This window comes from Klebsiella sp. HC6 (assembly GCF_022605325.1).
GTDB lineage: Bacteria > Pseudomonadota > Gammaproteobacteria > Enterobacterales > Enterobacteriaceae > Klebsiella > Klebsiella terrigena.
This window is the reverse complement of record NZ_CP093276.1, coordinates 50,364-69,535: the sequence shown is the minus strand read 5'-3', so window position 1 is coordinate 69,535 and position 19,172 is coordinate 50,364. Positions and strand designations below refer to the sequence as shown.

17 protein-coding genes and 1 pseudogene are annotated in these 19,172 nt (G+C 61.1%); 11 read left to right on the top strand and 7 right to left on the bottom strand.

What is annotated here, in order from left to right; genetic code table 11:
* Window positions 1-65: 65 nt before the first annotated feature.
* Both MMW58_RS00335 and MMW58_RS00330 read right to left on the bottom strand, forming a co-directional pair.
* Window positions 66-1,115: a bifunctional transcriptional activator/DNA repair enzyme AdaA gene (locus MMW58_RS00335; RefSeq protein ID WP_241722572.1), complete on the bottom strand. Its 1,050-nt coding sequence runs from the start codon at window positions 1,113-1,115 to the stop codon at window positions 66-68.
* On the bottom strand, window positions 1,102-1,875 hold the full coding sequence (locus MMW58_RS00330; RefSeq protein ID WP_241722571.1) for an isocitrate lyase/PEP mutase family protein: 774 nt from the start codon (window positions 1,873-1,875) through the stop codon (window positions 1,102-1,104). Before MMW58_RS00330 ends, MMW58_RS00335 begins: the two co-directional genes overlap by 14 nt.
* A gap of 115 nt (window positions 1,876-1,990) precedes the next feature.
* Here MMW58_RS00330 and MMW58_RS00325 point away from each other — a divergent pair.
* Window positions 1,991-2,056: pseudogene (locus MMW58_RS00325) on the top strand (carboxymuconolactone decarboxylase family protein); the annotation flags it as partial.
* Window positions 2,057-2,076: 20 nt separating this feature from the next.
* On the opposite strand, the gene MMW58_RS00320 reads toward MMW58_RS00325, so the two are convergent.
* Window positions 2,077-2,547, bottom strand: coding sequence for a nuclear transport factor 2 family protein (locus tag MMW58_RS00320; RefSeq protein ID WP_076946316.1), 471 nt, complete (start codon window positions 2,545-2,547; stop codon window positions 2,077-2,079).
* Window positions 2,540-3,172 (bottom strand): pyridoxamine 5'-phosphate oxidase family protein, encoded by a 633-nt coding sequence (locus MMW58_RS00315; RefSeq protein WP_241722570.1) that lies wholly within the window; start codon window positions 3,170-3,172, stop codon window positions 2,540-2,542. The genes MMW58_RS00320 and MMW58_RS00315 overlap by 8 nt, the downstream gene beginning before the upstream one ends.
* A 102-nt stretch (window positions 3,173-3,274) precedes the next feature.
* Here MMW58_RS00315 and MMW58_RS00310 point away from each other — a divergent pair, with 102 nt between their 5' ends.
* The gene (locus tag MMW58_RS00310; RefSeq protein ID WP_133600220.1) at window positions 3,275-4,189 is read left to right on the top strand and encodes a LysR substrate-binding domain-containing protein; all 915 of its coding nucleotides are present in this window, start codon (window positions 3,275-3,277) and stop codon (window positions 4,187-4,189) included.
* On the opposite strand, the gene MMW58_RS00305 is transcribed toward MMW58_RS00310, so the two are convergent.
* The gene (locus MMW58_RS00305; protein ID WP_133600221.1) at window positions 4,186-5,679 is read right to left on the bottom strand and encodes an MDR family MFS transporter; all 1,494 of its coding nucleotides are present in this window, start codon (window positions 5,677-5,679) and stop codon (window positions 4,186-4,188) included. The two genes, MMW58_RS00310 and MMW58_RS00305, sit on opposite strands and share 4 nt — an antisense overlap.
* A gap of 80 nt (window positions 5,680-5,759) precedes the next feature.
* Here MMW58_RS00305 and MMW58_RS00300 point away from each other — a divergent pair, with 80 nt between their 5' ends.
* On the top strand, window positions 5,760-6,407 hold the full coding sequence (locus MMW58_RS00300) for a TetR/AcrR family transcriptional regulator (RefSeq protein WP_045853791.1): 648 nt from the start codon (window positions 5,760-5,762) through the stop codon (window positions 6,405-6,407).
* Window positions 6,408-6,427: 20 nt separating this feature from the next.
* Here the strand turns inward: MMW58_RS00300 and MMW58_RS00295 are convergent, their stop codons facing one another.
* A complete protein-coding gene (locus MMW58_RS00295; protein WP_045853790.1) occupies window positions 6,428-6,844 on the bottom strand; it encodes a GNAT family N-acetyltransferase in 417 nt (138 codons plus the stop codon).
* A 377-nt stretch (window positions 6,845-7,221) separates the two neighbouring features.
* On the opposite strand from MMW58_RS00295, the gene MMW58_RS00290 reads away from it, so the two are divergent.
* The 8 genes from MMW58_RS00290 (at window position 7,222) to MMW58_RS00255 (ending at window position 17,997) form a co-directional block, all read left to right on the top strand.
* Window positions 7,222-8,346 (top strand): efflux RND transporter periplasmic adaptor subunit, encoded by a 1,125-nt coding sequence (locus tag MMW58_RS00290; RefSeq protein WP_241722569.1) that lies wholly within the window; start codon window positions 7,222-7,224, stop codon window positions 8,344-8,346.
* Window positions 8,346-11,453: an efflux RND transporter permease subunit gene (locus tag MMW58_RS00285; protein WP_241722568.1), complete on the top strand. Its 3,108-nt coding sequence runs from the start codon at window positions 8,346-8,348 to the stop codon at window positions 11,451-11,453. Before MMW58_RS00290 ends, MMW58_RS00285 begins: the two co-directional genes overlap by 1 nt.
* Before the next feature lie 3 nt (window positions 11,454-11,456).
* Entirely contained in the window at window positions 11,457-12,821 is a 1,365-nt protein-coding gene (locus MMW58_RS00280) for an efflux transporter outer membrane subunit (RefSeq protein ID WP_241722567.1), read from the top strand.
* A gap of 48 nt (window positions 12,822-12,869) precedes the next feature.
* Window positions 12,870-14,033, top strand: a complete 1,164-nt coding sequence (locus MMW58_RS00275) for a multidrug effflux MFS transporter (RefSeq protein ID WP_241722566.1) — start codon at window positions 12,870-12,872, stop codon at window positions 14,031-14,033.
* A 163-nt stretch (window positions 14,034-14,196) separates the two neighbouring features.
* A complete protein-coding gene (murQ, locus tag MMW58_RS00270; protein ID WP_241722565.1) occupies window positions 14,197-15,099 on the top strand; it encodes an N-acetylmuramic acid 6-phosphate etherase in 903 nt (300 codons plus the stop codon).
* Between the two features lie 24 nt (window positions 15,100-15,123).
* Window positions 15,124-16,557 (top strand): PTS N-acetylmuramic acid transporter subunit IIBC, encoded by a 1,434-nt coding sequence (gene murP / locus MMW58_RS00265; RefSeq protein WP_159236660.1) that lies wholly within the window; start codon window positions 15,124-15,126, stop codon window positions 16,555-16,557.
* Between the two features lie 146 nt (window positions 16,558-16,703).
* Complete coding sequence (locus tag MMW58_RS00260; protein ID WP_166646196.1) at window positions 16,704-17,606, top strand: DMT family transporter; 903 nt, start codon at window positions 16,704-16,706, stop codon at window positions 17,604-17,606.
* A 100-nt stretch (window positions 17,607-17,706) separates the two neighbouring features.
* Complete coding sequence (locus tag MMW58_RS00255) at window positions 17,707-17,997, top strand: YicS family protein (RefSeq protein WP_133600230.1); 291 nt, start codon at window positions 17,707-17,709, stop codon at window positions 17,995-17,997.
* Between the two features lie 129 nt (window positions 17,998-18,126).
* Here MMW58_RS00255 and MMW58_RS00250 read toward each other — a convergent pair whose 3' ends face one another.
* Complete coding sequence (locus MMW58_RS00250; RefSeq protein ID WP_133600231.1) at window positions 18,127-19,068, bottom strand: LacI family DNA-binding transcriptional regulator; 942 nt, start codon at window positions 19,066-19,068, stop codon at window positions 18,127-18,129.
* Window positions 19,069-19,172 lie beyond the last annotated feature (104 nt).

Here is a 19,172-nt window from a genome sequence, read left to right as displayed (position 1 = left end):
CGTACGAAACTATAACGGCTTTATGGTCGGCTTTTAAACATCAAAAGCAGCAACAGGAAATAAAATCATCTGCTGAATTTAGCCTCATGGGCCAGCAGCCACTCTTTGCGCGCCAGGCCGCCGCCGTAGCCGGTGAGTGAGCCATCTTTGCCGATAATTCGGTGGCAGGGAATAATAATCGCCAGCCGGTTGGCGCCGTTGGCGTTGGCCACCGCCCGCACCGCCCCCGCGTTGCCCATCAGCGCGGCAAGCCCCTGATAATGCTCGGTCGTGCCGTAGGGCACCGCCCGCAGCTGCTGCCAGACCGCCTGCTGAAAATCGCTGCCCGGGGTGTCAAGAGTCAGGGAGAAGCGCTGCCGCTGGCCGGCAAAATATTCCCCGATCTCCGCCACAGCCTGGCGCGTATGGGCGTTTTCCCCGGCAATAATATTGGCCGCCAGCAGGCGCTGAAGGTCGCGAAATTCGCTTTCCAGCATCCGTCGGTCGACAAACTCCAGCAGGCAAACTCCGCGCTCGGTGGCGCAAACAAACATCGGCCCGATGGGGGTGGTAAAGCGCTGGATCAGGATCACCCGCCCCGCTTTGCTCGGCGCCCGGCCGGTGAGCTTTTTGCAGGTATAGCCGAAGCCGCTGAGCGAATCGTAGCCGCTGTCAAACGCCGCGTCGGTTGCGCTGCGCCCGCCCTGTAGCTCCTGCAGGGCGGTATTGACCCGCAGCATCCGCTGGAAGGCCTGAAAGGTCATGCCGTAGTTCTGGCTAAACCAGCGGCGCATGCGCTCCGGGCTGATGTGCTGCTGGCGCAGATGGTCGTCGGTGATCCGCACCTTCGGCGCGGCGCGCAGCTGCTGCATCACCTGCTCCACCATCGGCGGCGCGGAGCTGGCGTTTTCCGTCGGCCGACAAATCTTACACGGGCGAAAGCCGGCGCTGAGCGCGGCTTTAAAATCGCTATAAAACGCCACGTTTTCCCGCTTTGGCTTGCGGGCGCGGCAGGTGGCGATGCAGAACACGCCGGTGGTTTTCACGCCGACGTAAAAAAGCCCGGCGTATTGGGATGAGCGGGCCACCAGCGCCTCATACCAGGTATCGCATAACCCTTTGTCAGTCACCTGCATTGCGGAATACCCCTTTAAACGATTGCTGCTGCCGCACGTTATGTAGCAGAGAGTGCAGATACCCCTGCAGGGCGCTATGCAGCGCGTTGCCCATAGAAATCCGCTTCACTCCGAGACGAGTCAGCTGGTCAATATCGGGCAGCGCGGGCAGCGCCATGACGTTCAGCGGCAGCGCAACCGCCGCCGCTATCGCCGCAATATCCGCCGCCTCGGTAACACAAGGGACAAACAGGCCGTCAGCCCCATTTCGCGCATACAGCTGACCTCGGGCAACCGTCTCAGCCAGCGCCTGCGGTCGGTTAAGCAAAAACGGATCGGTACGAATATTAAGAAACAACGCGACGCCCGCCTGCTCCAGTCCGGTTTTGACCGCCCGCAGGCGGTGGGCATAGGTTTCAGCATCCACCAGGCGCCGCTCACCGTCGGCCACCAGGCTGTCCTCAAGATTAACGCCTGCCACGCCGGTTTGCGCCAGCGCGCGCAGATTATCTACCACCTCTGCGACGCTGGCGCCATACCCGAACTCCATATCCACGCTCAGCGGCAGCGCAACCTGCTCGCGGATACGCGTGACGAGCAAGAGCAGCTCAGCAAACGAGAGCTCTTCACCATCGTTATAGCCAAAGGTGTTGGCAATCGCGGCGCTGGAAGTGCCCAGAGCCGAATAGCCCGCTGCAGCCGCGGCTCTGGCACTGGGGACATCCCAGACGTTAGCCAGCAGCACCGGCGTGGCCTGGTGATGTTGTTGTGCGAAATCCATATGTCCTCCGGTTTTGTTGTTATGCGCAGGATTCTGGGGCTTCTGCCCTAAAGACGACAACCGAAAACCGGACGACTATTTTCTCCTGAACCGGCGTCACCACTCGCCGGACACCATTCTGTTCACCAACATGGTGAATCGGGTTAACGATACGGTTGTCGATTTCCCGCAAGCCGATTAACCCGTAAGTTAACGCCTGCTTTACAGCCCCAGAGCGCTAAGCCCCGGATGGTCATCAGGGCGGCGGCCCTGGGGCCAGTGGAACAGGCGTTCGTTTTCGCCGATCGGCAGATCGTTGATGCAGGCGTAGCGCGTGCGCATCAGGCCGTGCTCATCAAACTCCCAGTTTTCATTGCCGTACGAGCGGAACCAGTTGCCGCTGTCGTCACGCCACTCGTAGGCAAAGCGCACCGCAATGCGGTTATCGCTCCACGCCCACAGCTCCTTAATCAGCCGGTACTCCTGCTCTTTGCGCCATTTGCGCTGCAGGAAGCCGACGATTTCCGCGCGCCCGTGCACAAACTCGCTGCGGTTGCGCCATTCGCTATCGGGGGTATAGGCCAGCGCCACCTTCTGCGCATCGCGGCTGTTCCAGCCGTCTTCGGCGGCACGTACTTTTTGCGCCGCGCTTTCGCGGGTAAACGGCGGCAGCGGCGGGCGTTGTTCAGTCATGATCTTCTCCTGTGCGGGTTAACTGCTGCAGGCGCTGATTCTCCTGCTCAAGGTCGTGAATACGCTGCTGCAGCGTCTGGCTATATTCCGCCACCTGCTGAGCGCTATAGCGCGGCGTAATGTGCTGCGGGCAGTTCCAGTCGAACGCCTGCAGATGAAAGCGAAAAATGCGCTCAACGCGGCTACGGTAGTTTTCCGGCTTCACCCGGGCCAGCAGCGCGGGAGCGTCATCCGCCGCCAGCACCTCAACGGTGGCGTAGATTTTCAGCCTGGCACGGCGCGGGTAATCCATCAAAAACAGGCACGCCCTGGCGCTTCCCCGCAGGTTGCCGGTGCTGATGTACTGCCGGTTGCCGCTAAAATCAGCCATTGCCAGGGTGGTCTCATCCAGCAGATGCAGAAAGCCGGGCGGCCCGCCGCGGTGCTGGATATAGGGCCAGCCGGTTTGCGAAACGGTCGCCAGATAAAAGCTGTCCCGGGAGGTAATCATCGCTTCCTCGCTGGCGGTAAAGCGATCCGCCTGACGGTGGCCGTGGGGCGATTGCCACAGCCCGTCGCTGCCCATTTCATGCTGGACATCCATCACATCCGGGGTGATGGCAATACCAAGAAAGTCACCGGCCATAGATCCTCCGCATTTCGTATCACTGCCCACAGCATGGACTCTACTGCGACAAATGATAATACTGGTGATCTGGCAATCATCTTTCCGTAAGGCGGGATAATAATGGACCGATTAAGCGCGATGGCGCTGCTGGTGAAGGTTACCGAACTGGGCAGTATGTCGGCGGCGGCGCGGGCGCTGAACACGCCGCTGACCACCGTCAGCCGCAACATTGCTGAGCTGGAGAGCGCGCTCGGCGCGCGCCTGCTGACCCGCACCACCCGCCGGCTTACGCTAACCGATGCCGGCGTGGAGTATGTTGCCGCCGCGCGGCGGATCCTGGAAGAGGTGGAGAACGCCGAGCGGCAGGCGGCGGGCGAGTATCTGCAGCCCAAAGGCGAGCTGGTGATCGCCGCGCCGACGATGTTCGGTCGCGTCCACGTTTTGCCGGTGGTGAGCGATTTTCTCGCCCGTTATCCGCAAATTAACGTTCGTTTGCTGCTCAGCGACCGTAACGTTGACCTGATAGACGACCACGTCGATCTGGCGGTACGCATTGGCACTCTGCCGGATAGCGGTATGGTGGCCACCCGCCTCGGGGAGATGCGCATTGTTACCTGCGCCCAGCCGCTGCTGCTGGCAAAGCACGGCGTGCCGCAGCGCCCCCGCGAGCTGGCCGGGCTGCCGATTATTGCTATTGAATCGCCGATGCCCTACAGCGGCTGGCGCTTTCGCGCCGCCGAAGCGGCAGACCAGCTGGTAACCCTGCGCGCCGTGCTGTCGGTCACCACCCCGGAAAGCGCCGCTGACGCCGCCCGGCTCGGGGTTGGCGTGGCGCGGCTGCTGCACTATCAGGCCATCGACGGCCTGACCCGCGGCGAGCTGCAGCTCATTCTGGAATCGGTCGAACCCGAGCCGACGCCGGTGCACCTGCTGTATACCAGCCGGGATCTGGCCCCGCTCAAGCTGCGCAAGTTCCTCAGCTTCGCCGCGCCGGCGCTACGCCGGGCGCTTCTGCGCATCGCCGGAACCGCCTAGCGTGCCGCCTTTTTCAGCGGCACCTCTTTCAGCAGCCACGAGAGCACAAAGGCAACGGCCATAATGCAGGCGGCCATCAGGAAGGCGGCGTGAATGGCCGCGCCGAAGGCGTCGAGATAATCAAGGCGGATCGCCGTCGGCAGGTTCTGTACCGCCTCCGGGTTTAGCGCCCTGGGCAGCTCGGCGCCCTCCGGCAGCAGGCGCTGGAGGTTATTCTGCAGCACGTGGGTAAATACCGCGCCGAACAGCGCCACGCCTATCGATCCGCCAATCGAGCGAAACAGCGTCACCCCCGAGGTGGCCACGCCGTACATCTGCGCCGGCATCGCGTTCTGCACCGCCAGCACCAGCACCTGCATCACCAGCCCCAGGCCCGCCCCCAGCACGCCGGTAAACAGATACAGCTGCCACATCGGCGAATGGATCGTAATGCGGGTCAGCAGCACCATCCCCACCACGCCCAGCAGGGTACCGAGGATCGGGAACAGGCGGTATTTACCGGTACGGCTGATAATCCGCCCGCTGACGATCGACGTCAGCAGCAGGCCGCCCATCAGCGGGATCAGCTGCAGCCCGGCTTCGGTCGGGGTGGCCGCCTTCACCACCTGCAGATAGAGCGGCAGGAAGGTCACCGAGCCAAATAGCGCCATGCCGATCACAAAACCAATCATGCTGCACAGCAGAAAGGTGCGGTTACGGAACAGCGAGAGCGGAATAATCGGCTCCACGGCCACCCGTTCCTCATAAAGAAAGCCAATAATGCCCACGACGCCAAAGGCCAGAATGCACCACAGCTGTGGGTCGTTCCACGGCCGCACGCTGCCGCCTTCGGAGGTGAAGAGGATAATGCACAGCAGCGCCATGCTCAGGTAAAACGCCCCCAGCCAGTCGATCTGGTGCGCGCTGCGCTTATTACTGCTGTGGAATACCGCCCCGATCACCAGCAGAGCAAACAGCCCCAGCGGCAGGTTGATATAAAAAATCCAGCGCCAGGAGGCGTGCTGCACCAGAAAACCGCCGATCAGCGGCCCGATGACCGTCGCCAGGCCGAACACGCCGCCGAAGAGGCCCTGATAGCGGCCGCGGTTTGCCGGAGGGATCACGTCGGCGACCGCCGCCATGCTGATCACCATCAGGCCGCCGCCGCCCAGCCCCTGCAGCGCGCGCATCAGCACCAGCTGCGTCATATTCTGCGCCAGGCCGCACAGCGCCGAGCCGACGAGGAACAGCACGATCGCCACCTGGAGCACGATTTTTCGCCCGAACAGATCGCCGAATTTGCCGTACAGCGGCACCACGATGGTTGAGCTCAGGATATAGGCCGTGACCACCCACGAGAGCTTATCCAGCCCGCCGAGTTCGCCGACAATGGTCGGCAGCGCGGTCGACACGATGGTCTGGTCCAGCGCCGACAGCAGCATCACCAGCAGGAGCGCGCTGAACAGCAGGCGGATCGACGGCGCCGGCCGGGCGGCGATTTCAGATGTCATAGCAACACTCGCTTGTAATTAATTAAATGCATAATTAATATTTAGGGAAATGATGAATCAGGTCAAGAGACAGTGAAGAAATGACAGCACAAAAAGACCATGATGCGCCGCGCCGTCCAGGCCGTCCGCGCGGCAAAAAGCCGGGCACCGCTAACCGTGAACAGCTGATGGATATTGCGCTGGCGCTGTTTGCCCGCCAGGGCATCGCCCGGACGTCGCTGAACGCCATCGCCAAAGAGGCCGGGGTCACGCCGGCGATGCTGCATTACTATTTCAACTCGCGGGAGATATTAGTCGACCAGCTGCTGGAAGAGCGCTTTATGCCGCTGCGCAGCGAAATCAGCAAAATTTTTATCGCCCATCCGCAGGATCCGCTGACCGCGTTTACCCTGCTGATTGAGGCGCTCGCCGCGCTGGCGGAGCAAAACGACTGGTTTGCGCCGCTGTGGATGCAGGAGATGATCGGCGAAATGCCGGTGCTGCGCCAGCATATGCACGCCCGCTTTGGCGACGATAAGTATCACCGGATGCTGGAGACCATAGGCCGCTGGCAGCAGGAGGGGAAACTCAACCCGGCCCTGTCGCCGGAGCTGCTGTTCACCAGCCTGATTAGCCTGGTGCTGGTGCCCTATTCTCGCATTCGCACCGATCCGCGCTTAAAAACGATGTCCCGGCAAACCATCGTCAGCCACGCGCTGGCGATGATCCAGCAGGGGATTGGCGGCTAATATCCGCGTCGGTGGCGGCCTTACAGCGCCTTCGAGAGATAATGACGTTCCATGCCAGGGTGCGGGAAATCAGGCAGCGACATCTGCAGCCGGTAGCCCTGTTTTTGATAAAACGGCAGGGCCTGGAAGCTGAAGGTGTCCACCAGCACGTGGTTACACCCCTCTTCGCGCGCCTGCTTTTCCGCCGCACGCATCAGCTCGCCGCCCAGCCCGCTACCGCGCGAGGCTTCGCTGACCCACAGGTACTCAATACACAGCCAGTTCGCCTTTCTTTTGGCGATCAGACCGCCCTGCATCTCCCCCGCCCGATCGCGGAGATAGATCCCCAGTTCACCAAACTGCGTCGGGTCCAGGTAGCGCAGGTTGTATTCCCGTAGACCCGCCAGCAGCTCATCACGATCCGCGGGATTAATGCTGGTTGTCATTATTAAAGCCATTAATGCCTCCAGGTTAAATTATGTAAGAGTATTATTGGTTCTTACTTTCACAAAAAATTCTTATTTCCTCCATTATTTTTTGCCTTAATTTTCACGATTCAAATTTAGACAAAAAAACCTTTTCATTGGTCGATTGAGACGTATAATGAGCAAAAATGAGAATGACCATTCTCATCACAAAACCCAGGAGTGGAGCCATCTCATCTGCAGAGAAGCCAAAAAATGACCGCTCCGGCGGCCGTCGTCGAATAACAGCATACAGGAACGTCTGAGTTCCTTTTTTGTCATTTTCGTTTACCCGAAGATGCCTCAGCGCCCAACCCATCACCTCACTATTTAATTAGCGGGGCGGACGTCGTTTATCCTGAGAAAATATAATGAAATACACCACCATACCCATCGCAATAACATTATTTCTGCTGGTCGGATGCGATAATTCGCAAACATCTGCCCCGCCGCAAATGACGCCGGAAGTCGGCGTTGTCACCCTGAAAGGTCAGTCCGTTTCCGTTATCAGCGAACTGACCGGCCGCACCACCGCGTCGCTCAGCGCCGAAGTGCGCCCGCAGGTGGGCGGGATCGTTCAAAAGCGCCTGTTTACCGAAGGCGACATGGTGAAAGCGGGACAGGCGCTGTATCAAATTGACCCGGCCAGCTATCGCGCCGCCTATAACGAAGCCGCGGCCGCCCTGAAACAGGCGCAATCGCTGACGGTTGCCGACTGCCAGAAAGCCCGCCGCTATACGCAGCTGGTCAAAGACAACGGCGTGTCGCTGCAGGATGCCGATGACGCGCAGTCCACCTGTAACCAGGACAAGGCCAGCGTCGAGTCGAAAAAAGCCGCGCTGGAGAGCGCCCGCATCAACCTGAACTGGACCACCGTCAGCGCGCCGATTGCCGGGCGGATCGGCATATCCTCCGTCACCCCAGGCGCGCTGGTTTCTGCCGATCAGGATACGGCCCTGGCGACGATCCGCGGGCTGGAGACGATTTACGTCGATCTCACGCGATCGAGCGTTGATCTGCTGCGCCTGCGCCAGCAAACGCTGGCAACCAACGCCGATACCCTCAGCGTCACCCTGATCCTCGAAGACGGCAGCACCTATGCCGAGAAGGGCCGCCTGGCGCTGACCGAAGTGGCGGTGGACGAATCAACCGGCTCGGTCACGCTGCGGGCGGTGTTCCCCAACCCACAGCACGTCCTGCTGCCGGGAATGTTCGTCCGCGCCCGCATCGATGAGGGCGTGATGGACAACGCGATCCTCGCCCCACAGCAGGGGATCACCCGCGATGCCAAAGGTAACGCCACCGCGCTGGTGGTCGATGCCGACGGCAAAGTCGCCCAGCGCGAGGTCGCAACCGGCGAAGCCTACGGCGATAAGTGGCTGGTAGAGAGCGGCCTGAAGAGCGGCGACAGGCTGATCGTTGAAGGAACCAGCAAGGTTGCCGCCGGGCAGCAGGTTAAAGCCGTAGAGATGAAAAAAAGCGGAGGCAACGCCTGATGTTCTCCCGCTTCTTCGTCCGGCGCCCGGTGTTCGCCTGGGTCATCGCCATCCTGATTATGCTCGCCGGGATCCTCGCCATCCGCACGCTGCCGGTCGCCCAGTACCCGGACGTCGCGCCGCCGTCGGTGAAAATTTCCGCCACCTACACCGGCGCCTCTGCCGAAACCCTGGAAAACAGCGTGACCCAGGTTATTGAGCAGCAGCTTACCGGGCTGGATAACCTGCTCTACTTCAGCTCCACCAGCAGCTCCGACGGCTCGGTCAGCATTAACGTGACCTTCGAGCAGGGGACCGATCCGGACACCGCGCAGGTGCAGGTGCAAAACAAGGTCCAGCAGGCCGAATCGCGGCTGCCCAGCGAAGTGCAGCAGTCCGGCGTGACGGTGGTGAAATCGCAGAGCAGCTTCCTGCTGATCCTCGCGGTGTACGATAAAACCGACAAGGCCACCAGCTCCGATATCGCCGACTGGCTGGTGAGCAACATGCAGGACCCGCTGGCGCGCGTGGAAGGCGTCGGCAGCCTGCAGGTATTTGGCGCTGAATATGCGATGCGCATCTGGATGGACCCGACCAAACTGGCCTCCTATGCGCTGATGCCTTCCGATGTCGAAACGGCAATCGAAGCGCAGAACGTGCAGATCTCGGCGGGTAAAATCGGCGCTCTGCCGTCCTCTAACGCCCAGCAGCTTACCGCCACCGTGCGCGCTCAGTCGCGCCTGCAAACCGTCGATCAGTTCAAAAACATCATTGTGAAGAGCAAGAGCGACGGCTCGGTCGTCCGCCTGAGCGACGTCGCCCGGGTTGAAATGGGCAGCGAAGATTACACCGCTTCGGCGAACCTCAACGGCCACCCTGGCGCCGGCATCGCCGTCATGATGGCGCCGGGCGCCAACGCGCTGGATACCGCGACGCGCGTGAAGGATAAGATTGCCGAGTATCAGCGCCAGATGCCGCAGGGCTACGATATCGCCTATCCGAAGGACAGCACCGAGTTTATTAAAATATCGGTTGAGGATGTGATTCAAACGCTGTTTGAAGCCATCGCGCTGGTGGTCTGCGTGATGTATCTGTTCCTGCAGAACTTCCGCGCCACGCTGATCCCGGCGGTGGCCGTTCCGGTGGTGCTGCTTGGCACCTTCGGCGTGCTGGCGCTGTTTGGCTACTCCATCAATACCCTGACGCTGTTTGCGATGGTGCTGGCGATCGGCCTGCTGGTGGATGACGCCATCGTGGTGGTGGAAAACGTCGAGCGAATTATGCGCGATGAGGGGCTATCCGCCCGGGAAGCCACCGAAAAGTCGATGGGCGAAATTTCCGGAGCGCTGATCGCCATTGCCCTGGTGCTGTCGGCGGTGTTCCTGCCGATGGCCTTCTTCGGCGGCTCAACCGGCGTTATCTATCGCCAGTTCTCGGTCACCATCATCTCGGCGATGATGCTCTCCGTGGTGGTGGCGCTGACCTTAACCCCGGCGCTGTGCGGCGCGCTGCTGAGCCACTCGAAGCCCCATACCACCGGCTTCTTCGGGGCGTTCAACCGCCTGTGGGGGCGCACGGAACAGGGCTATCAACACCGCGTGCTGGGCGGCCTGCGCCGTTCGGCGACGATGATGGGCGCCTTCGCCCTGATTTGCGCCGTCATGGCGCTGGCGATGTGGAAGCTGCCGGGCAGCTTCCTGCCGGCGGAGGACCAGGGCGAAATCATGGTTCAGTACACCCTGCCGGCAGGCGCGACCGCCGTGCGCACCGCCGAGGTTCGCCGCCAGGTAACCGACTGGTTCCTGACCAAAGAGAAGGCCAATACCAGCGCTATCTTTACCGTCGACGGCTTCAGCTTCAGCGGCAGCGGGCAGAACGCCGGGATGGCTTTCGTATCGTTGAAAAACTGGTCCCAGCGCAAGGGCGAAGCCAACACCGCGCAGGCCATTGCCCTGCGCGCCACCAAAGAGCTCGGCAGCATCCGCGACGCCTCGCTGTTTGCGATGACGCCCCCTTCGGTGGACGGCCTCGGGCAGAGCAACGGCTTTACCTTTGAGCTGCTGGCCAGCGGCGGCACCGATCGCGACAGCCTGATGAAAATGCGCAGCCAGCTGCTGGCGGCGGCCAATCAGAGCCCGCAGCTGCAGTCGGTGCGCGCCAACGACCTGCCGCAGATGCCGCAGCTGCAGGTGGATATCGACAACAACAAAGCGGTGGCGCTGGGGCTATCGCTGAGCGACGTCACCGACACCCTCTCCAGCGCCTGGGGCGGCACCTACGTCAACGACTTTATCGATCGCGGGCGGGTGAAAAAGGTCTATATCCAGGGCGATAGCGATTCTCGCGCCGTCCCCGCCGATCTCGGGAAATGGTTCGTGCGCGGCAGCGATGACGGCATGACGCCGTTCTCCGCCTTCGCCACCACGCGCTGGCAGTACGGTCCGGAAAGCCTGGTGCGCTACAACGGTTCCGCCGCCTTTGAAATTCAGGGCGAAAACGCCGCCGGCTCCAGCTCCGGCGCGGCGATGGACAAGATGGAAGCCCTGGCCAACAGCCTGCCGGCGGGCACCACCTGGGCATGGAGCGGCATGTCGCTGCAGGAAAAACTGGCCAGCGGCCAGGCCATGAGCCTGTACGCCATCTCAATTCTGGTGGTGTTCCTGTGCCTCGCGGCGCTGTATGAGAGCTGGTCGGTGCCGTTCTCGGTCATCATGGTTATCCCGCTCGGCCTGCTCGGCGCGGCGCTGGCGGCCTGGCTACGCGATCTGAATAACGACGTCTACTTCCAGGTTGCGCTGTTGACCACCATCGGGCTGTCGTCGAAGAACGCCATTCTGATCGTTGAATTCGCTGAGTCAGCGGTGGATGAAGGCTATTCGCTTTCCCGGGCGGCCATACGCGCCGCGCAAACCCGCCTGCGCCCTATCGTGATGACTTCACTGGCGTTTATCGCCGGGGTGCTGCCGCTGGCGGTGGCCACCGGCGCGGGGGCCAACAGCCGCGTGGCGATCGGCAGCGGGATCATCGGCGGCACGCTGACCGCCACGCTGCTGGCTGTCTTCTTCGTTCCCCTGTTCTTTGTGCTGGTGAAACGGTTCTTCACCCGCCAGCGTCCTTCTCAGGAGTAGGTTATGTTTCGTTTTACGTTAGTTTTTATCGCGCTCCTGAGCGCAGGCTGCGTCTCCCTTGACCCGCACTATGAGCGCCCGGCGGCACCGGTGCCCGCCACGCTGCCCGGCGCCCACGGCGAAGCGACGACGGTCGTCAGCCAGTGGCAGCAGGTGGTGAACGACGCCCGGCTCAAAAAAGTGGTGACCATCGCGCTGAACAGCAACCGCGATGTGCAAAAAGCGCTGGCCGATATCGAAGCCGCCCGCGCCCAGTTTGGCGAAACCCGCGCTTCGCTGTTCCCCACCGTTGACGCCGAGCTGAGCCATACCCGCAGCAAAACGGTGGCCAGCGGCCTCACCTCATCATCGGAGGCCGACGGGGCGGTCTCCAGCTTCGAGCTGGACCTGTTTGGCAAGAACCAGAGCCTGACCCGCGCGGCGCGGGAAACCTGGCTTGCCAGCGAATTCACCGCCCAGAATACGCGGCTGACGATGATCGCCGACCTGACCACCGCGTGGATCACCCTCGCGGCGGACAACAGCAGCCTGGCGCTGGCCGAAGAAACGATGGCCAGCGCCGACAGCTCGCGCAAAATCGTCGCCCGCCAGATGGCGGTCGGTACCGCTGCGGCCAGCGATCTGAGCGATGCCGAAGCGGTTTACCAGCAGGCGCGCGCCAGCGTCGCCAGCTATCGTACCCAGGTCGCGCAGGATAAAAACGCGCTCAACCTGCTGGCCGGTGAAACCGTCCCTGAGAGCCTGCTGCCCGGTACGCTGCAAAGCCTCAGCGACAACAGCATCGCCCTGATCCCCGCCGGCGTCTCTTCGTCGGTCCTGCTGCGCCGCCCGGATATTCAGGAGGCCGAGCACAACCTCAAGAGCGCCAACGCCGATATTGGCGCCGCGCGCGCCAACTTCTTCCCGAGCATTTCGCTCACCGCCAGCGCCGGGGTCGGCAGCGATTCGCTCTCTTCGCTGTTCAGCCACGGGATGCAGGTGTGGTCGTTCGCGCCATCAATCAGCCTGCCGCTGTTTACCGGCGGCAGCAACCTGGCGCAGCTTCGCTATGCCGAAGCGGAGAAAAAGGGGCTGATCGCCACCTACGAGAAAAGCATTCAGAGCGCGTTCAAAGACGTCGCCGACGCGCTGGCGCGCCGGGAAACGCTGGGCGAGCAGCTGGATGCCCAGCAGCAGTACGTCGCCGCCGAGCAGAAATCGCTGGATATCGCCACCCGCAGCTATCAGGCAGGGATCGGCAACTATCTGTCGGTGCTTACCGCTCAGCGTACGCTGTGGTCGGCGCAGGCCACGCTGATTACTCTCCAGCAAACCGATCTGCAAAACCGCATTACGCTCTGGCAGTCGCTGGGAGGCGGTGCCAGCTGATCTGCTCCCGCCGGGCCGCCGCGCCCGGCATCCTCATAAGGACCTGCTATGCCGCGTATTTCTCTCTCCTGGGTTGTTATTCTCGGACTGCTCTCGGGCATCGGCCCGCTCTGTACCGACTTCTATCTGCCGGCGCTGCCGGATATCACCCGCCAGCTGAATGCGACCAGCACGCAAACCCAGCTCTCGCTGACCGCCGCGCTGCTCGGGCTGGGCCTCGGCCAGCTGTTTTTTGGCCCGCTCAGCGACCGCATCGGCCGCCGCAGGCCGCTGATCCTCTCGCTGCTGCTGTTTATCGTCTCCTCGGCGATGTGCGCCCTGACCCAGGATATTCATCTGCTGATTCTCTGGCGCTTTTTACAGGGCTTTGCCGGCGCGGGCGGCTCGGTGCTGTCGCGCTCGATTGCCCGCGATCGCTATCAGGGTGCGCTGCTGACCCAGTTCTTTGCCCTGCTGATGACCGTCAACGGCATTGCGCCTGTTCTGTCGCCGGTGCTTGGCGGCTACGTCATCACCGCCTTCGACTGGCGCACTCTGTTCTGGATAATGGCGGCGATCGGCGGCGTACTGCTGCTGTTAAGCCTGGCGATCCTCCACGAAACCCTGCCGCCGAAAAGCGCCGCTACCTCGCGTAAAGCGGGCGGCTCGCCGGTGCTGAAAAATCGCCGCTTTATGCGCTACTGCCTGATTCAGGCCTTTATGATGGCCGGCCTGTTCTCCTATATCGGCTCGTCGTCCTTCGTGATGCAGAGCGAATTTGCCATGAGCGCCATGCAGTTCAGCCTGCTGTTCGGCCTGAACGGTATCGGGCTGATTATTGCCGCGCTTATCTTCTCCCGCCTGACGCGCCGCTTTTCGGCAGAGTCCCTGCTGCGCACGGGGCTAATGCTGGCAGTGCTGTGCGCCGCCGGCATGCTGCTGTTCGCCTGGCTGAAGCTGCCGCTGCCGGCGCTGATCGGCCTATTTTTCACCGTGTCGTTTATGAGCGGCATCAGCACCGTGGCCGGGGCCGAAGCGATGAATGCCGTTGATGCCGGGCAGTCGGGCACCGCGTCCGCGCTGTTAGGTACGCTGATGTTCGTTTTTGGCGGCATTGCCGCGCCGCTCGCCGGACTCGGCGGTGAAACCATGCTGAAAATGAGCCTGGCCATGGCGATAAGCTATTCTCTGGCCCTGCTGCTGAGCCTGAAAAACCCCGCTGCGCCACGCTAGCCCAGCCTGCGGTAATAAAATATTCCAGTTTTATTACCGCACAATCCCCCGCCATACCTGCAAATATCTTATTATCCGCCGTGCGCTAATCGTGATAACCTTCACATGAATGGAATAATTAATTCCTTAGAATACCCGCCATTGTGAATAATGAGGTTTTGTTATGAGTATCGACCTGAGCAAACTGCTGACCGAACGGCGCAACGCCAATAGCGCCAATATTGACATCCTGTCTACCGTTGAAATGCTGACGGTGATTAACCGGGAAGACAGGCTGGTGGCCGAGGCAATTACCCCCTATTTGCCGCAGATCGCTCAGGTTGTCGACAAGGTCGCCGCGGCGCTGCAGGCGGGCGGGCGCCTGATTTACATCGGCGCAGGCACCTCCGGTCGTCTGGGGATCCTCGACGCCAGCGAATGTCCGCCAACCTTCGGCACGCGTCCGGAGCAGGTCGTAGGGATTATCGCCGGCGGGCATAAAGCCATTCTTAGCGCGGTGGAAAACGTCGAAGACAATAAAGCGCAGGGCGCAATGGACCTGCAGAACCTCAATTTCAGCAACCACGACGTGCTGGTTGGCCTCGCCGCCAGCGGGCGGACGCCGTACGTCATCGGCGCGATGGAGTATGCCCATAGCCAGAACGCTTTTGTCGCCATCGTCAGCTGCAATCCGCACGGCGAGATGGCCCGGCTGGCGGACGTCGCCATCACTCCGGTCGTCGGCCCGGAGGTGGTGACCGGTTCGACCCGCCTGAAAGCCGGTACCGCGCAAAAGCTGGTGCTGAATATGATTTCGACCGGGGCAATGATCCGCGTCGGCAAGGTGTACAGCAACCTGATGGTTGACGTTGAAGCCACCAACGCGAAGCTTATCGAGCGTCAGGTCTCCATCGTTATGGAAGCGACCGAGTGCGATCGCGACGCCGCCCAGCGCGCGCTGGACGCCTGCGGCCGTCACTGCAAAACGGCCATTGTGATGGTGCTTGCCGATCTTGACGCCGAAGAAGCGCAGTCGCTGCTGGCCAAAAATAGCGGCTATATCCGCAAAGCGCTGGGTAACGCCTGAGCGCCAACAGACAGGTAAACTGCAATGGCAAAAATAAATAAAGAGATGATAGCGCGGATCCTTGCCCACGTCGGCGGAGCCGGAAACGTGGCGCAGGCCGGTAACTGCATGACCCGCCTGCGCCTGACGCTGCGCGACGAAGCGCTGGCCGATAGCGCCGCAATCCGTCAGGTTGAAGGCGTGATGGGGGTTATCGTCAGCGATGAGCAGTTTCAGGTCGTGCTTGGCCCGGGCAAAGCGCAAACCGCGGCGGAAATGATGAACGCCATGCTGGAGGATGCGCCGCAGGACGCTCCGTCGCTGGCGGACGTCGCCGCCGAGAAGAAACAGGCGCTGAAGAGCAAGCAGACCAGCGGGGTACAGAAGTTTCTCGCCAAATTCGCCACTATTTTTACGCCGCTGATCCCCGGCTTTATTGCCGTCGGCCTGCTGCTCGGCTTTGCTACCCTGGCAGAACAAATCTTCGTCCTGGAGAATGCGCACCCTAACGCCAGCCTGGTGGCGCTGATCGGCTATATGAAGATCTTCAGCAAAGGGATGTTTACCTTCCTGAGTATCTTAATCGGCTATAACGCCCAGAAGGCGTTTGGCGGCTCCGGGGTCAACGGGGCGATTATCGCCTCGCTGTTCGTTCTCGGCTACAACCCGGAAGCGACCAGCGGATTTTACGCCGGGATCACCACCTTCTTCGGCCACGGCATCGACCCGCGCGGCAATATTATCGGCGTCCTGATCGCCTCGATTATCGGCGCATGGGTGGAAAAACAGGTGCGGCGTATCATGCCGGCCAACCTTGATATGATCCTTACCTCGGCGGTCACGCTGCTGATTATGGGCGCGGTCACCTTTACGGTGATCATGCCGATTGGCGGCTGGCTGTTTACCGGAATGTCGTGGCTGTTCCTGCACCTCAACGGTAACCCATTCGGTTCGGCGGTGCTGGCGGGGTTATTCCTGCTGGCGGTGATGTTTGGCGTCCATCAGGGCTTTGTCCCGGTCTATTTCGCGCTGGTGGATGCGCAGGGCTTTAACTCGCTGTTCCCGATTCTGGCGATGGCCGGCGCCGGGCAGGTCGGCGCCGCGCTGGCCCTCTACTGGCGGGCGAAGCACGGCTCGCTGCTGCGCACCCAGATCAAAGGGGCGATTATCCCCGGCTTTCTCGGCATCGGCGAACCGCTGATCTATGGCGTCACCCTGCCGCGGATGAAGCCGTTTGTCACCGCCTGCATCGGCGGCGCCTGCGGCGGCTTCTTCCTCGGCCTGATCGCATGGCTGGGCCTGCCGGTGGGGCTGAATACGGTCTTTGGGCCCTCCGGCCTGGTGGCGCTGCCGCTGATGACCTCCGGCAGCGGCATCTACGCCGGGATGGCGGTTTACGCGGCGGGGCTGGCCGTCTCTTACCTGTGCGGCTTTGCGCTGACCTGGCTGTTCGGCAGTAAGAACGTTGATTTGAGTTAAGGCGCAGCGCTGGTCAGGGGGCGCCTGGCCGGCCGTTCCCCGATCTGCGCCGCGCTTATGCGGACGGCGACTACCATTTCCTTCCCCGCCGTCCGAACGCGCCCATGCTATGATTCCCTTTTTGCGATATACCACCTGAGGGAAAGATGGGCTCCAGTAAAAAAGGGATGCTAAATGTACTCATAGCCGCCGTGCTATGGGGGAGTTCCGGCGTCTGCGCGCAGTACATTATGCAGCAAAGCCAGATGTCATCACCGTTTCTGACCATGACGCGCCTGCTGTTCGCCGGCCTGATTCTGCTGATGCTCTCTTTCGTCCACGGCGATAAAATTTTCCGCGTCCTGCAGAACCGCAAGGATGCTATCAGCCTGCTGATTTTCTCGCTGTTTGGCGCGCTGACCGTGCAGTACACCTTCCTGATGACCATCGAAAAATCAAACGCCGCGACAGCGACGGTGCTGCAGTTCCTGTCGCCGACGATTATCGTCGCCTGGTTCGCGCTGGCCCGCAAAACGCGCCCTCGCCCGCTGGTGCTGGCGGCGATCGGCACTTCGCTGGCTGGAACGTTTCTGCTGGTGACCCACGGCAATCCAACAACGCTCTCTATTTCACCCGCGGCGCTCTTCTGGGGGGTGGCTTCGGCCTTTGCCGCCGCCTTCTACACCACCTATCCGTCAACGCTTATCGCCCGCTACGGCACCCTGCCGATCGTCGGCTGGAGCATGCTGCTCGGCGGGGCGATGCTGCTGCCGTTCTACGGCGGCCAGGGCAGCAACTTTGTGGTCAACGGCCCTCTGCTGCTGGCCTTCTTTTATCTGGTGGTGATCGGCACTTCGCTGACCTTCAGCCTTTATCTGAACGGCGCGCAGATGATTGGCGGCGCGAAAGCGGGCATTCTCAGCTGCGCCGAGCCGCTGAGCAGCGCCCTGCTCTCGCTGCTGCTGCTGGGCATCACCTTTACGCTGCCGGACTGGCTCGGCACGCTGCTGATCCTGTCATCGGTGGTGCTGATAGCCGTGGATTCACGGCGGCGCGTTCGGGCGGCGTAGAAAAGCAATTCACTGATTTTAAACAATTTATAATCCAGACAATTTGCGTGTTTTACGCACTACGCATATAGTTTGGTATCACCCTTGAAGGAGAAGCGCCATGAAAGCGTGTTGGATGTTGTGCCTGGTCAGCGCCCTCAGCGCCTCGGCCGCGTGGGCCGAATCGCCGCTACAAAGCCTGCAGTTCGAGCAGCAAAAGCAGCAGGTATTAAAAGCGGTGAAGGAAAAATGCAGCCCGGCGGCAACCCTTAGCGATAACGACTTTGCCAATCAGGTTCTTGCCTCAAAAGAGAATCAAACCTACGTGCGCGAGGCGACCCTGGCAAAAGAGCGTAATAACCAGAAAAACTACCGGGCGGCTATCGACAAGATTACCTGCCCGGCGCAGTGATCGCGCTTGCCACGCGGCCAGCAGGCCGCCCGCCGCACAAATAAAAATACCTGTCAGTTACGCCACTGGCAGGTATTTTTTTGACTTCATCATGGGCCCGCGGCCGTGTGCGCCCACGCGCGGGTCAGCTTAGATTTTCGGAATAATAAGATCCCCGCGCAGCATGCTGCCGCCCAGCATTTGCGTCTTTTCCGTCAGCCAGCTGACGATCCGCATCGCCATCGCATCCATCGAGTACTCAATCGCCGGAATGGTCGGAATACCGGGCAGCTGTAGCGATCCCGCCAGGCTAAAGACCATCACCTTTTCCGGCACCGCGCGGCCGAACGCCTGCAGCTGCGGGACAACCCGCTGCGCCTGCTGCTCGTCCGCAACCAGCAGCGCATTGAAATTCAACGTCGTCGCGTTGCTCACCAGCTCCTGCACCGCCACCGACGGCGAAGTGCTGTCGAGGAATACCAGGTTGCGATTAAACGGCAGGAAATTTTTCTCCAGCGCATGCTTGTAGCCCAGCAGCACCTGATCGGCAAAGCCGCTCCCCTCGGGATGGATAAGCGCAATCTGGCGTCGACCTTGGCTAATCAAATAGTTACAGGCAGTTTCCGCGGCAAAAGCGTGGTCAAACTGAATGCTGTTCGCCCCTTCGCTCTCGAGGCAGTCAATCAGCGCCACGTCCGGCCGGTCAATATTCAGCGGGAAGCGGGCGCCGATAATCAGGATATCGTCGCACAGGCCGCAGCTGAGCTCTTCGAGCGAGTTCATCACCCCGTCGCGGGTGTTCGCAAAGCGCAGCAGGAGATGCTTTTGATGCTGGCTGAGCTGTTTTTCCAGGGCATACAGATAGCTGGTGGTTTGGTTGATATTATCCTGGGCGCAAATCACCCCGATGCAGCCCGTGCTCTGGCTGAACAAGGATTGGGCAATCATATTTGGCCGGTAATTGAGCTCTTCCGCCGCCTGCAGTACCGCCTGACGGCTGGCCTCTTTGACGCCGCGAGAGCCGCTCAGCACGCGTGAAACCGTGGCCTTTGAGACGCCAGCTAACCGTGATACATCGTTGATTGTAGACATCTTTCTCCCCTGACAGGGTCGGGCCGATCCCTGTAAATCTTTAAACCTGAATCGCTTCAATAGTAACCAACGGCAGTATATCCGTTTCCTTTTTTATTTGGAAA

Excerpts from the sequence above, each read along its gene's own strand:
- MMW58_RS00310 (WP_133600220.1), top strand. The coding sequence starts at position 3,275 with ATGGACCGATTAAGCGCGATGGCGCTGCTGGTGAAGGTTACCGAACTG.
- MMW58_RS00330 (WP_241722571.1), bottom strand. The coding sequence starts at position 1,875 with ATGGATTTCGCACAACAACATCACCAGGCCACGCCGGTGCTGCTGGCT.
- MMW58_RS00255 (WP_133600230.1), top strand. The coding sequence starts at position 17,707 with ATGAAAGCGTGTTGGATGTTGTGCCTGGTCAGCGCCCTCAGCGCCTCG.
- MMW58_RS00290 (WP_241722569.1), top strand. The coding sequence starts at position 7,222 with ATGAAATACACCACCATACCCATCGCAATAACATTATTTCTGCTGGTC.
- murQ (WP_241722565.1), top strand. The coding sequence starts at position 14,197 with ATGAGTATCGACCTGAGCAAACTGCTGACCGAACGGCGCAACGCCAAT.
- MMW58_RS00285 (WP_241722568.1), top strand. The coding sequence starts at position 8,346 with ATGTTCTCCCGCTTCTTCGTCCGGCGCCCGGTGTTCGCCTGGGTCATC.
- murP (WP_159236660.1), top strand. The coding sequence starts at position 15,124 with ATGGCAAAAATAAATAAAGAGATGATAGCGCGGATCCTTGCCCACGTC.
- MMW58_RS00300 (WP_045853791.1), top strand. The coding sequence starts at position 5,760 with ATGACAGCACAAAAAGACCATGATGCGCCGCGCCGTCCAGGCCGTCCG.
- MMW58_RS00315 (WP_241722570.1), bottom strand. The coding sequence starts at position 3,172 with ATGGCCGGTGACTTTCTTGGTATTGCCATCACCCCGGATGTGATGGAT.
- MMW58_RS00260 (WP_166646196.1), top strand. The coding sequence starts at position 16,704 with ATGGGCTCCAGTAAAAAAGGGATGCTAAATGTACTCATAGCCGCCGTG.
- MMW58_RS00305 (WP_133600221.1), bottom strand. The coding sequence starts at position 5,679 with ATGACATCTGAAATCGCCGCCCGGCCGGCGCCGTCGATCCGCCTGCTG.
- MMW58_RS00295 (WP_045853790.1), bottom strand. The coding sequence starts at position 6,844 with ATGGCTTTAATAATGACAACCAGCATTAATCCCGCGGATCGTGATGAG.
- MMW58_RS00320 (WP_076946316.1), bottom strand. The coding sequence starts at position 2,547 with ATGACTGAACAACGCCCGCCGCTGCCGCCGTTTACCCGCGAAAGCGCG.
- MMW58_RS00335 (WP_241722572.1), bottom strand. The coding sequence starts at position 1,115 with ATGCAGGTGACTGACAAAGGGTTATGCGATACCTGGTATGAGGCGCTG.
- MMW58_RS00280 (WP_241722567.1), top strand. The coding sequence starts at position 11,457 with ATGTTTCGTTTTACGTTAGTTTTTATCGCGCTCCTGAGCGCAGGCTGC.
- MMW58_RS00250 (WP_133600231.1), bottom strand. The coding sequence starts at position 19,068 with ATGTCTACAATCAACGATGTATCACGGTTAGCTGGCGTCTCAAAGGCC.
- MMW58_RS00275 (WP_241722566.1), top strand. The coding sequence starts at position 12,870 with ATGCCGCGTATTTCTCTCTCCTGGGTTGTTATTCTCGGACTGCTCTCG.